General features: G+C 35.0%; 13 protein-coding genes and 1 tRNA gene. 5 read left to right on the plus strand and 9 right to left on the minus strand.

Going from position 1 to position 12,731, the window contains the following annotated elements; genetic code table 11:
- Positions 1–154 precede the first annotated feature (154 nt).
- From DRF58_RS07610 to crcB, 3 genes are all read right to left on the minus strand, one after another.
- Complete coding sequence (locus DRF58_RS07610; protein ID WP_116034334.1) at positions 155–1,393, minus strand: site-specific integrase; 1,239 nt, start codon at positions 1,391–1,393, stop codon at positions 155–157.
- A 252-nt stretch (positions 1,394–1,645) separates the two neighbouring features.
- Positions 1,646–1,730: transfer RNA gene (locus tag DRF58_RS07615), tRNA-Ser, on the minus strand.
- Between the two features lie 115 nt (positions 1,731–1,845).
- Positions 1,846–2,211: a fluoride efflux transporter CrcB gene (crcB, locus tag DRF58_RS07620; RefSeq protein WP_116034336.1), complete on the minus strand. Its 366-nt coding sequence runs from the start codon at positions 2,209–2,211 to the stop codon at positions 1,846–1,848.
- 94 nt (positions 2,212–2,305) lie between these two features.
- On the opposite strand from crcB, the gene DRF58_RS07625 reads away from it, so the two are divergent.
- From DRF58_RS07625 to DRF58_RS07640, 4 genes are all read left to right on the plus strand, one after another.
- Entirely contained in the window at positions 2,306–3,007 is a 702-nt protein-coding gene (locus tag DRF58_RS07625; RefSeq protein WP_116034337.1) for a response regulator transcription factor, read from the plus strand.
- On the plus strand, positions 3,007–4,404 hold the full coding sequence (locus tag DRF58_RS07630; protein ID WP_245955380.1) for a HAMP domain-containing sensor histidine kinase: 1,398 nt from the start codon (positions 3,007–3,009) through the stop codon (positions 4,402–4,404). The genes DRF58_RS07625 and DRF58_RS07630 overlap by 1 nt, the downstream gene beginning before the upstream one ends.
- 174 nt (positions 4,405–4,578) lie before the next feature.
- A complete protein-coding gene (locus tag DRF58_RS07635) occupies positions 4,579–5,070 on the plus strand; it encodes a hypothetical protein (RefSeq protein WP_116034494.1) in 492 nt (163 codons plus the stop codon).
- 40 nt (positions 5,071–5,110) lie between these two features.
- Complete coding sequence (locus DRF58_RS07640) at positions 5,111–5,968, plus strand: YoaK family protein (protein WP_116034339.1); 858 nt, start codon at positions 5,111–5,113, stop codon at positions 5,966–5,968.
- A 102-nt stretch (positions 5,969–6,070) separates the two neighbouring features.
- Here the strand turns inward: DRF58_RS07640 and trxB are convergent, their stop codons facing one another.
- Together trxB and holA are read right to left on the minus strand one after the other, a co-directional pair.
- Positions 6,071–7,039: a thioredoxin-disulfide reductase gene (trxB, locus tag DRF58_RS07645; RefSeq protein WP_116034341.1), complete on the minus strand. Its 969-nt coding sequence runs from the start codon at positions 7,037–7,039 to the stop codon at positions 6,071–6,073.
- Positions 7,040–7,216: 177 nt separating this feature from the next.
- A complete protein-coding gene (gene holA / locus DRF58_RS07650; protein ID WP_116034342.1) occupies positions 7,217–8,254 on the minus strand; it encodes a DNA polymerase III subunit delta in 1,038 nt (345 codons plus the stop codon).
- 8 nt (positions 8,255–8,262) lie between these two features.
- Here holA and DRF58_RS07655 point away from each other — a divergent pair, with 8 nt between their 5' ends.
- On the plus strand, positions 8,263–8,697 hold the full coding sequence (locus tag DRF58_RS07655; protein ID WP_116034344.1) for a type I restriction enzyme HsdR N-terminal domain-containing protein: 435 nt from the start codon (positions 8,263–8,265) through the stop codon (positions 8,695–8,697).
- A gap of 4 nt (positions 8,698–8,701) precedes the next feature.
- Here DRF58_RS07655 and DRF58_RS07660 read toward each other — a convergent pair whose 3' ends face one another.
- From DRF58_RS07660 to DRF58_RS07675, 4 genes are all read right to left on the minus strand, one after another.
- Positions 8,702–9,709: a VWA domain-containing protein gene (locus tag DRF58_RS07660; protein ID WP_116034345.1), complete on the minus strand. Its 1,008-nt coding sequence runs from the start codon at positions 9,707–9,709 to the stop codon at positions 8,702–8,704.
- A 4-nt stretch (positions 9,710–9,713) separates the two neighbouring features.
- A complete protein-coding gene (locus tag DRF58_RS07665; RefSeq protein WP_245955381.1) occupies positions 9,714–10,658 on the minus strand; it encodes a VWA domain-containing protein in 945 nt (314 codons plus the stop codon).
- 99 nt (positions 10,659–10,757) lie between these two features.
- Entirely contained in the window at positions 10,758–11,711 is a 954-nt protein-coding gene (locus tag DRF58_RS07670) for a BatD family protein (protein ID WP_116034349.1), read from the minus strand.
- Positions 11,712–11,836: 125 nt separating this feature from the next.
- Positions 11,837–12,697 carry a DUF58 domain-containing protein gene (locus DRF58_RS07675; protein ID WP_116034350.1) on the minus strand — a complete coding sequence of 287 codons (861 nt, stop codon included), beginning with the start codon at positions 12,695–12,697 and terminating at the stop codon, positions 11,837–11,839.
- Between the last annotated feature and the right edge of the window lie 34 nt (positions 12,698–12,731).

A 12,731-nucleotide genomic window follows, 5' to 3' on the forward strand; every position in this document is an offset into this window, starting at 1 on the left:
GAAATTCATAGACAAATATCTGATTATCAGATATAAATATACAAAAAATAACAATTATAACCAAAAAAAATCCGCCTCAAGTTGTGAGACGGATTCTTTTATTTTGGATATTGATTAGAGTAACGCTTTAAAGCTCATCTTTGATTACTAATTGTTATCCTAAACGCTTTATTTCCTCTCTACTTTGAAGCTTTCCCCTTAAAACTGACATATCATCACTCACTTTCTTATCTAAGATCTTCGCATAATGCTGAGTGGTCTTGATATTCGTGTGACCGAGCATTTTGCTTACACTTTCAATCGGCACCCCATTGGACAATGTAACAGTAGTGGCAAATGTATGTCTTGCGATATGAAATGTCAGCTCTTTATTGATTCCACAGACGTTCACAATTTCTTTGAGATAGGAATTCATTTTTTGATTACTCAGAACGGGAAACAAGACATTTGAATTTACACATTCCGGGTGGTCTTCATATTTTAAAATCAGTTCCTGTGCTAAAGGTAATAACGGAACTCTGGTTGAGGTGTCGGTTTTTTGACGATGTGTGAATATCCATTTGTCACCATCTATTCCGATATTGACGTGCGATTTCGACAATTTCTTTACATCTACATAGGCTAAACCTGTATAGCAGCTGAAAAGGAAAATATCACGTACCTGGCTCAATCTGTCTGATGCAAATTCCTTTTCATAAATCGTCTGAATTTCCTCTTTGGTAAGGTATGGTCGTTCCACTACCTTAAGCTTTGCTTTGTAGCCTAAAAAGGGATCTTTGGTGAGCCAGCCATTTGCTATACATAACCGAATAATCTTTTTGAAATTCTTGATATACTTTACTGCTGTATTGTTTGCGCATTTCCTTACACTACGAAGCCAGAAATCATAATCCATTATGAAGGCGTGGTCGATCTTTGTAATGTCAATATCCGAGGTTTTATATTTCCAGATTAGGAATTCCTGCGTATGCTTTAACGATGTTTTATAACGCTCCAATGTTCCTGGGGCAAAATCCTGACCTACCAGTGCTTCCACTTTATCATTATGATCCTGAAAAATAGGAATGAGCATTCGTGTGGAAACATCAGTTCCAAGCAGTTTAGATTTTAAACCTTCAGATGTTACAAAGTCTTCTTCTTTCAGCATCTGGTAGTGAGAATCGTAAACTTGTTGTTCCAAAGTTTTAAGATAGACATTAAGCGTTTTCGCCTCCTGAGAGTTGCCAACTGCTTTATGTGCTTTAACATCCCATTTCTTAGGGTCGATGTACCTTTTAGCGGCAATGTCCGCTGCCTTGCCATCTATCGTGATTCGTAAGTAAATGGGAGCAGTTCCGTTTGTTCTGACTTTATTCTTTTTGATAAAGAATAATAGGTTGAATGTTTTGTTCATAGTGTGGTAACTTTAATTGTTAATAATTTACTTTTTGTTACCACTTTCTGCAAGATGTACAATCGTTAGACTGCCTATTGGTCGGCTTTCCCTGAATTTTTCGTGACCCATTTTCAAATTTTCAAGATGGGTCACGGAATAGGTCATATAAATCGTGACCTATTTTGTTTTTTTTTGATTCTAGCGCAAAACAAAAAACGCTGTAAACATTGATGTTTACAGCGTTTTAGCTTATTTTAGTTTCTCAACCAGCGGAGAGTGAGGGATTCGAACCCCCGGACCTGTTACAGTCAACAGTTTTCAAGACTGCCGCAATCGACCACTCTGCCAACTCTCCTTTGAAACTCCGATTGTATCGTTGTTTTCAGTGGTGCAAATATAGAAAGCTTTTACATACTGAGCAAATTATTTTTGATAAAAAGTTTTAATTAGTTAATTATCAAAGACAAAAATTAATCCCCAACTAAATAATAGCCGATAAAAACCATCATTACTCCAACAAATAGACTTAAAAGAGCGTATAAAATCAGGATAAAATAGTTCTCATTTTGCCAAAGTGAAAAATTTTCTACCGAAAATGTAGAAAAAGTAGTGTAACCTCCACAAAGTCCCGTAATCAAAAGATATCTAAGAGAATTATCTACTTTTAGAAAATAGGCTGTTAATATGCCTATTAAAAAGCAACCAGAAGTATTAACCAAAAAAGTACCCATTGGAAAAGCATTAATATGCCAAAACTTCTGGGTATAATTGGATATTAAAAATCTCATTACACTCCCCAAACCTCCTCCTAAGAAAATATAAATTAAATTTCTCATCTTGCTAAATTATGAAATTTAGAGCTTAGACTTTAAACTTCAACTTTAAATTATTATTTTTGGAAAACCTAGTATTATTCTGAATTTAATATCAATGAAAAAAATTATTCTGATCGAGGACGAATCCAGCGTTGTATCTTTCATCAAAAAAGGACTGCAGGAATTGGATTACGAGATTTCTGTAGCTCTTGATGGAAACTCGGGAATCAAAATGGTTGAGGATAATAATTTTGATATGATTATTCTAGACATTATGCTACCTGATATCAATGGTTTGGAAGTCTGCAAGGAAATCAGAAAAAAAAACAAAACTGTTCCTATTTTGTTTCTAACAGCATTGGATTCTTCGGAAAACATCGTTCTTGGGTTGGAAAGTGGCGGAGATGATTATCTTGTAAAACCTTTCAAATTCATAGAATTGGTTGCGAGAATCAAATCATTATTAAGAAGAAGCGGACATGTATACGGAACAGAGCCTAGTGATATAGAAAATGACGGTAACATCTACCAATTTGAGGATTTAATCTTAAATGATTACACCAAAAAAGTAGTTCGCAACGGCCAAGAAGTATCTTTGACCTCTACGGAATACAAGCTCCTACTCTATTTTCTAAACAATCCTGAAAAAGTGATTTCCAGAGCAGAAATTTTGGAAGCAGTCTGGGGCGTAAATTATGAATTGGGAACCAATGTAGTGGATGTGTATGTTAATTATCTCAGGAAAAAACTAGACAACCAAGATGACACCAAAATAATACACACAGTAATTGGAATGGGCTACGTGCTGAAAAAATAATGAAAAACATACTGAAAAGAATCTCGACCAATCAAACTAAAACAATGCTTCTCTTGATGCTTGTTTTTTCTGTCGTTATACTACTTTTCAGCGGGTTGGTTTATTTTTCTATTGTTAATTTTTCCCATCAACGTTTTTACGAATTACTGAAAATCCGAGCTACCACAATTGTCCAAATCGAGAAAAGCAAACAACATCTAGACATCCCGAAAAACCATATCCTCAACAGCCTAAATGATGAAGAGCTTCCTATGGAGAAAGATTATGTCTTTGAAGTTCCAAAGGATTCTAATTACAATCAAATCACTAGTCAGATTCACATTCCTGATACTTTTTTCAAAAACATTGTCAAAAAAGGGGAAGCCAACTTTAATGATAAAGAATTCTATTATATAGGACAATCTTTTAAATCAGAAAACAAAACCTACATTGCCATTGCTTCTGCAAAAAACCATTACGTAGTCTATTACCTAGGTTATCTGAAGAGAACTTTGACTACTTGTATGATCTTGGCACTTTTCTTTTCGATGATTTTCTCTTTTTATTTGTCTAAGACTTTATTCAAACCCATCTTGAAAATTACTAATAAAGTTAAAGAAATCAGTTCCGAAAATCTACACCTTAGATTAGAACCTCAACCAGGAAACACTGAGTTAAATGAGTTAATTGATACCTTCAATGGAATGTTAAACAGAATCGAGACTTCTTTTGAAACCCAAAATCATTTGATAGGAAATGTTTCTCACGAGCTTAGAACGCCATTGACTTCTATAATGGGAGAAGCCGATGTTGCTCTTTCTATGAAAAGATCTAATGAACACTATCAGGAAACACTTCAAATCATCCTAAATGAAGCTGAAAAATTGGATAAAAAAATCAAAGCTCTTCTGATGATTGCTCAAACTGGATTCGATGGAAAAATCCAAAAAATGGACAAAGTGAGAATGGATCAGTTACTGTGGGATGTTATAGAAACTGCAACCAGGATCAATTCCAAAAACAATGTCTATATGGACATCAGTATGCTACCAGACAACCCTAAAAAGCTGAAGGTTTTTGGCAACGAACAACTCCTGCATCTTGCAATGGCAAACATTATCAACAATGGATGCAAATACTCTGACTTCCAACAAGTAAAAGTCTCTCTAGGCGCAACAGACACACACGTTTACGTCATTATAAAAGATAATGGAATTGGAATTCCGGATACCGAATTCGATAAAATATATGACCCATTCTTCCGAGCTTCTAATACCAGAAACTATGAAGGATATGGGATTGGATTACCACTTGCAAGGAATATTATCAGAATGCACAAAGGCGAGTTGATTATCAATTCTAAAGAAAACATTGGAACAACTGTACAGATAAGTTTTCCAATTTTTGTAGTATCATAATCAAATCCACGCATGATTTGAACAAAAAGACCCCATCTTTCTTTATTTAAAATGAAATTCTAATCTCATTTTAATTTCTTTAATTACATTTTAATTTGGTTCCAAATACTTTCTAATTTGATGAGTATAGTTTTGTAATATCAAAAATTGCCACTCACAAAAAAATATAAAGTTATGACCAAGACCATTTTAATAGCTACAGACTTTTCACTGGAATCTTTGGACATCTTGAAAAAAGTATTGAAAAAGAAACACGAACAAAATGATGAGAATCAATACAACATTCTTTTCGTTTCTGGTTACGATATGGGAGATTCTATCAGAGATCTGTTATTCACAAGTAAAAATACAATCTTCAATAAAATAAGACCAGCCGAGTTTTGTGATGCTTACAGTATTATTAGAAACAAATATCCAGATCTCATCAACAAAATCACTTGCGATATCTACACGGGAAGTTTCCAAAGAACATTCAACAATTTTATAGAAGCAGCCAATGCTGACGAAGCTTATTACTCTTCTACAAAAAGTAAAAATCTAAGCAAAGGACAGTTTGAAATCATCAATTATCTAAAGAAAAACAAATTGATTGAGGCTCAGGAAGTAGTCATCCAAAAGACAGAATTCTTACCTGAAAAAGGAAGATTGGCAGAAGTTTTCGGCTAATAAGAAAACATTCAAAATTTAATTATAAAAAAATAAAACAATGTTAAGAAATTATAGTAACAGCAGAACGTTGGGAGACAACATCAGACTGGGGACGCTGACTGCATTCACTGCAGGAACTATAAACATAGCATCTCTATTAATATTTCTCTCATTTACATCCAATGTAACAGGACATTATGCGATTTTCGCAGCAGAAATCAGTCAAGGAAACTGGACTCAGGTCGCAGTGGTAGCTTCCTGGATTTTCCTTTTCTTCTTCGGAGGGTTTGTAGCTAATCTAAGTGTCATTAATTTTAATAAAAAAAGCAAGTATTTTGCCCACGCATTTCCATTGATTTTAGAAATGCTATGTCTTTTGGCAGTAGGGATATACGGTCAACTTTTTTATCAAAAAACATTAGGAGAAACCGAAGCTCTAGTCGCACTGATGCTTTTTGCAACAGGTTTACAAAACGGGTTGACGGCAAGTATCTCCAACTTCTCTGTAAAAACAACTCACTTAACAGGTACAACAACCGATTTGGGAATATTGTTCTCTATGTTTACACAGAAAGAATTCAGAAAAAGCCCAGAATTGATTGCCAGAGCAAAACTATTGATGAGCATTATGTTGGCGTATGTTTTAGGAGCGGTATTTTCTGGATTGACTTACTACAAATTAGAATTCAGAGTCTTCTATGTAATATGTATTTGTTTGATGATTGTGATAAGTTATGATGCTTACAAAATCAACATAAGACACTTCAAAACCGATTATAGATATTACAAGATATATCAAAAATCAACATTACTTGCTTTTTTGTATTATAAGCTATTTCACAAAAGAAAAAATAAAAAAATTAAGCCAGCAAATAACCCAAGACCTCAAACTAAACTTGCGTTTGGTGAAAAGTAGAAACACAATCCAATATATTTCAATTTTTTGTAATAGTTCTTTATTAAAAAACCGCTTTAGAAATTCTAAAGCGGTTTTGATTTTATAATATTGAGTTTACAATTATTGTTCTACCCAAGTATGATTTTCTCCAGCTAATTCACCAAGATATTTTTCCGCATCCATTGCCGCCATACAACCACTTCCAGCAGCTGTAATCGCTTGTCTGTAATGATGATCTTGCACATCTCCTGCAGCAAAAACACCTGGAAGATTGGTTCTTGCAGATTTTCCTTCTGTGATGATATATCCATTCTCATCAAGGTCAACTTGACCTTTAAAAAGATCTGTGTTTGGTTTGTGACCAATTGCAATAAAAATCCCGTGAACATCTATTGTAGAAACCTCATCTGTTAAATTATTAATAACCTTTGCTCTTTCTACCAAAGCGTTTTCACCTTCGATTCCGATTAATTCGTGGTTGTATTTAACTTCAATATTAGAAGTACTCAAAACTCTATCAACCATTACTTTTGAAGCACGGAAGTGGTCTTTTCTTACCAACAGAGTTACTTTATTACAAATTTTAGAAAGATAAGTCGCTTCTTCTGCGGCTGTATCTCCAGCTCCAACTACGATAACATCTTTTCCTCTGTAGAAAAATCCATCACAAGTGGCGCAAGCAGAAACTCCTCCACCTGCATATTTTTTCTCATCAGCTAAACCAAGATATTTTGCAGCAGCTCCTGTTGAAATGATGACACTTTTCGCCAAAATCTCACGAGAACCTGTACTTAGTTTATGAATCCCACCTCTTTCTTTGGAAAACTCAACTTTGGAAATCATCTCGTAATGAACTTTAGTTTCAAAACGTTCCGCTTGTTTTTGAAGTTGAAGCATCATTTCCGGTCCTGTGATTCCGTCCGGATAACCTGGGAAATTTTCTACTTCTGTAGTTGTTGTCAATTGTCCGCCTGGTTCCAATCCTGTGAAAAGTTCCGGTTTCAGGCTTGCTCTGGCTGCATAAATTGCTGCTGTAAAACCAGCTGGTCCAGAACCTATAATGACACAATCTAAAATATTGTTTTCCATTTTTATTATTGAATTATTTTATTTTTAAGGATATAAATTGGTTCAAATTTCTTGTCGAAATTGGAGTTTTCAAATATAAATTCTTTGATTGAAAACTCGGATACAAATTTCGGGAATTAATTATTCAAATCCTATCTAAACTGTCAATGAGATTTATTAGACTATTGAATAATAGAATTAAACTGAAACCTTCAGCTCATCCACTTTTATGATTTTATAAACCATTTCTTTATAGATTTCCTCATCTTCCATTTGTCTTACACCGAGACCTTTGGATTTCAAATCCATTTCACGAAGAATAGAAATTACTCTTGTTGCGTGTTTCAAAGGATAAAATCTCGCAGCCTCTGAATAATCTTTGATTGCATAAGGATTCACGCCCATTGTTGAAGCGATTGTTTGAGGCGATTGTCCATTAAGAGTGTGATAAATAATAATATTGGAAAAGAAGTTGTAAAGCGCACCAAAAGCCATTTGAATGGGATTGGATTTTTTGTTCTTTCCCATATAATAAGCAATACTGAAAGCTTTTGCTTGGTCTTTCGTTGCCAGAGCTTTCTGAAGCTCGAAGATGTTGAAATCTTTACTGATTCCTACGTGTTCTTCAATAATTTTTCCGTCGAGAACTGCTCCGTCTTTTAGAACGATTTTCAGTTTATTAAGTTCATTCGCAATTCTGGAAAGATCATTCCCAAGATACTCTGCCAAAAGATGGCTGATGTTGGGCGCAGATTTGATTCCCATTACAGACATTTCCCCTTGAATCCAAGTTGGAAGCTGATAATCTTTCATCTTCTCACTCGTGAAAAGCATTCCGGATTTGGCCAAAGTTTTCGCTACTTTCTTTCTGGCATCCAACTTTTTATGTTTATGAGCAAAAACCAAAATGGTAGAAGGAACTGGATTTTCCAGATAAGTTTCCAAAGCTTTAGATTCTTCTTCATTCAGTTTCATATCCTGCGCTTCTTTCACGATAATGAGCTGTTTGTCACCCATCATCGGATATTGCCTCGCCAAAGAAAGCACTTCCAGATAATTAGTATCTCGACCATATGCAACCGTTTGGTTGAAGGCTTTTTCGTCCTCTTCCAAAACATCTTGCTCAAAATGCTTGACAGCCAAATCGATATAAAAAGCCTCGTCGCCCTGAAAAAAATAAACCGGTAAGAGTTCTTTATTTTTAATATTTTTGAGGATAATATCTATTTCTTTCATCTTAAAGTATGCAAGTTCCGAAACTAAATTTTGAACATCAGTTCGATTTTAAAATCAAACAAGACAAAGATACATTTTTTATCTATGATTTGGTTCGGAAAAGCTGGCTTGTGCTGACGCCGGAAGAATGGGTAAGGCAGCATTGGCTTCATTATTACAGATTTATAAAAAAGAAAAATCTGTCGTCATTGATCCTTGAACAAAAACTGGAACTGAACGGAACTACAAAGCGAATAGACCTTCTCATCACCGAAAAAACAAAACCAAAAATATTACTGGAACTCAAAGCGCCAAGTATTGCTTTGAAAGAAATCCACTTTGAGCAAGTCGCACGTTACAACAGTTTAATTGGTGCAGAACAAATCATCATCAGCAATGGTTTGCATCATATTTTTGCTGATTATAGAGATGGGAAATATCAGTTTTTGAATGCTAAGGTTTGAAAAATTACAAATTAAAATCCCTCTTCGGATTGAAAAGATAAATCAAAAAGAAAAACAAAACGGAAACCGCCAAAAAGTATTGGTAATAATGAACTGCAGATTGTGAACTTATCGTAGTTTTGGTGGAACTTGAGGACTTGTGAAGTTCGGTTATAAGATTATTAATGGCGTTATCAAGATTGTTCCCGTCGAGATAATTACCTCCGGTTGAATTAGCTATATTTTTAAGTGCTTTCGTTTGTAACTTTGAAACAACCGTTTCTCCATACATATCGGACTTGTAACCCATCAATTGTCCAAAATAATATTCAGGAATTGGCGCGCCTTCTTCCGTTCCCACACCAATCGTCGTTACTCTGATTCCTTCTTTTTTGGCAAGATTAATAGCTTCATCCTCGTGATCTTCGTTATCCTCCCCGTCGCTTATTAATACGATATTTCGAGAACCTTTGGTGATATTTTTGAATTTCTGGGCAGCGATTTGGATTGGTTTTAGAAAGTCGGTTCCTTGGTTTTGGATAACACTGGTTTCGATTCCGGAAAGATAAGTCTCAGCGGCAGAATAATCACTGGACAAAGGCATTACAGAATAAGCATCACCTGCAAAAACAATGATTCCTACTCTATCATTGGTCATCTTTTGAAGAGAATTGATGATGATATTTTTCGCTTCTTCCAATCGACTCGGTTGGATATCCTGAGCATTCATCGAGTTGGAAACATCCAAAACGAAAATCGTACTGTTTACATTTTGCTGAACACTGATTTCTTCTTTTCCTCCCAAAAGGTCGATAATCGAAAATATTAAGAATAAAAATCCAAGTAGATATAAAACTGGAAACAACTTTGCAAAACCAGACGTTTTCTCAAACAAAACATCCTGAAATCTTTCTTCTGCAAAAACATTTCTTCTTTTGCTTTTCCAACGGATATAATGAATGATGAAGTAGCCAATGACAGGCAACAACAGAAGCAACAACAGATACCAGTAATTTCCTAAATACCAATTCATCAGCTTAATTCAAAATTTTAAAAATTACCCATCTCAACAACGCATCCAGCAATAGAAGACCTAAAGCTATCCAAAGAAAAATTCTGAAATACTCTTCATAATTATACAATTTTGAAGATTTGACATCAGATTTCTCCAGTTGATTAATCTCATCATACACATTCTGAAGACTGCTGTTGGAAGTCGCACGAAAATATTTACCACCAGTTAACTGTGCAATATCCATCAATGTATTTTCATCAATCTGAGTTTTGGTTTCCGTGAAGACCAATTCACCGAAAATATTGGTCGCTGTGGGCATTACTGCATATCCATTGCTCCCAATCCCAACTGTATAAACTTTGATGCTATTATTTTTTGCCAGTTCTGCAGCGATCTGTGGTGGCATAGCATTCAGAACGGTGTTTACACCATCGGTCATCAGGATGATAATTTTGCTTTTAGCTTTGCTTTTTTTCAGGTGATTGACAGCAACGGAAAGTCCTTCTCCAATTGCCGTTCCAGGTTGCAATTCCAATGGATTAAGTTGATTCAATTCATCAATCACAACTTGATGGTCAGTTGTCAAAGGAACTTTGGTATAAGCTTCTCCCGAATAAGCCACCAAACCAATCCGGTCATTTTCTCTTTTATTAACGAAATCAATTGCGATTTTTTTCAACGCTGTTAATCTGTCTGGGTCAAGGTCTTTCGCCATCATACTCAAAGAAACGTCCACTGAAAGCATAATATCAATTCCCTTGGACTCGTCTCTATCCTGAGAAATTGTATAAGTTCTCGGTCTTGTCAAAGCAATAATCAAAGCGGAAAGAATGAAATATTTCGAAATCTTCAGAAAAGTCATTACCAGCGAAATATTTCCGCTCGGCTGCATATTTTTCACTGAAGGCACAACAATTCCTCTACTCTTTTTCTTGCCCGAATCCAATATCAATAATGGAATGAACAAAATAAAAAGCAGTAAAAACCACGGACTGTAAAACTCGAAATTCACGGATTAATTATAAATGATTAATGATGATTGATAAATGATTTTATTTAACTTTTCTTATTTTAATTTTCGTATTTTCAATTGGTCTTCATCCGAAAGCTCCGCCTGAGAGGCATTACGAAGATTTTCTGCTTCTACATCTTTAGTAGAACGTTTTACAAAGTCTCTGATTGCTGTAAAATCTTTAGCCATTAATTCTTTTGTAGGAATGGTTTTCGCAAATTTCACAAGGTCGCCACGTAAGAATATATCTTCCAAAATTTTTTCATTTTCCTGAGAAATCGCATTCGTGTTTTTCATATAATCTATCAAATCGTCTGTCAGCAAAACATCCGCAGGAATCTGATATTGTTTCGTAATGAAAGTTCTCGTAATATCAATCAATTCCACATAGAAAGCACGGAAATTTCCATTCTCGATGTAATTTTTCTTTCTAAGTTTTTCCAAATCCTTCAATGTTTGATTCGTCGTGACAACAGGGCTTGATTTGCGTTTCCCTCCGTATTTTATAATTCCGATAATTAAAACAATAATTGCTATAATAATCAAAGCTAAAAGAACATAAAATTTGTAAAGATCCCAGTAATCTTGGACATTCAGTTCTACTTCTTTGTTCTTCATAATATCATTAATCTGGTCACCTTTCTTGGCTGTATTAATGACTTCAACTTCGTAAGGAATTGTTTTAAGGATTTTATCGCCAACTTTCACCTGAATTTCCGGAATTGTAAATTTTCCTTCTTCAAAAACAGCGAACTTTACCGAGCGCAGATAGATGTCTTTTTCCTTAGCAATACTGTCATTGACCATTTCGAAGTGAAAAGGTAACAGTTCATTTCTTGGAGAAGCCTGAACATCTTGTCCGTTCAAATCCAAAATCTGAATCTTGAAAACCGCCACTTCGCCCAAAGCCAAAGTGGTTTTGTCCAGATTCGATGATAAGGTTTGCGAGAAAAAAATTGCGCAAAAAAAACTGAATATGAGTAAAAATGTTTTTTTCAAAATTTTCATTTATTATTAAAACTCTTCGACAATCCTTCGACAAGCTCAGGATGACAAGAGTGACAACTCTAATACTAATTGTTTTATGCAATGTCAGGCTGAGCTTGTCGAAGCCTCTCATTTTTTTATTTTTTTTATTTTCTGAAATATTGATACAAAAATTTGCTGTAATCATCAGACGTTTTGATATCTAAAAAATGGGCTGAAGAATTCTCAAATTCCTCCTTAATATGTCGCATTTTCTGTTTTTGTTGTTCTGCAAATTCATAACGCCACCTTGCGCTGGAAGTATTTGCCCAGACTTGTTTTCCGGTTTCAGCATCACGAAATAATGCATAACCAACATCAGGAATCTCCATATCTTTTTCATCAAAAACCCGAAGTCCCAAAACCTGATGTTTTCTTGCAGTGACATTCAGAATTTTTTGGTCAAAGTCATCTTCAAAATCAGAAAAAACAAAAACGAAAGATTTCCTTTTAAAAACACTCATCATATAATTGAACGCCGAATCAAGATCCGATTCTGCAGGAACATAATCCGCAGTCAAAATATTACTGACAATCGACAAAACGTGCTTTCTTCCTTTTTGTGGAGGAACAACTTTCAAAACTTTATCGGCGTATAAAATCAATCCGACTTTATCATTATTTCCTGTCGCTGAAAATCCGAGAGAAGCACAGATTTCTGCAACATATTCTCTTTTCAGTTGGGTTTTGGTTCCGTAATTCATAGATGCAGAAATGTCCACAACCAACATCATTGTCAGTTCTCGCTCCTCTTCCATTACTTTCACGAATGGTTCGCGGAAACGTGCTGTTTTATTCCAGTCGATTCGTCTTGTATCGTCTCCAAATTGGTATTGTCGAACCTCAGAAAATGTCATTCCCTGACCTTTGAAAGCGCTGTGATATTGTCCCATAAGCGATGCTTCCGTTTTCTTTCGAGTTCGGATTTCTATCTGCTTTACTTTTTTGACGATATCTTTTATCTGCATAAATTAATTGATAATTGTCGGTTGTGTGTTGATA

The organism is Epilithonimonas hispanica, from assembly GCF_003385395.1.
Taxonomy (GTDB): domain Bacteria; phylum Bacteroidota; class Bacteroidia; order Flavobacteriales; family Weeksellaceae; genus Epilithonimonas; species Epilithonimonas hispanica.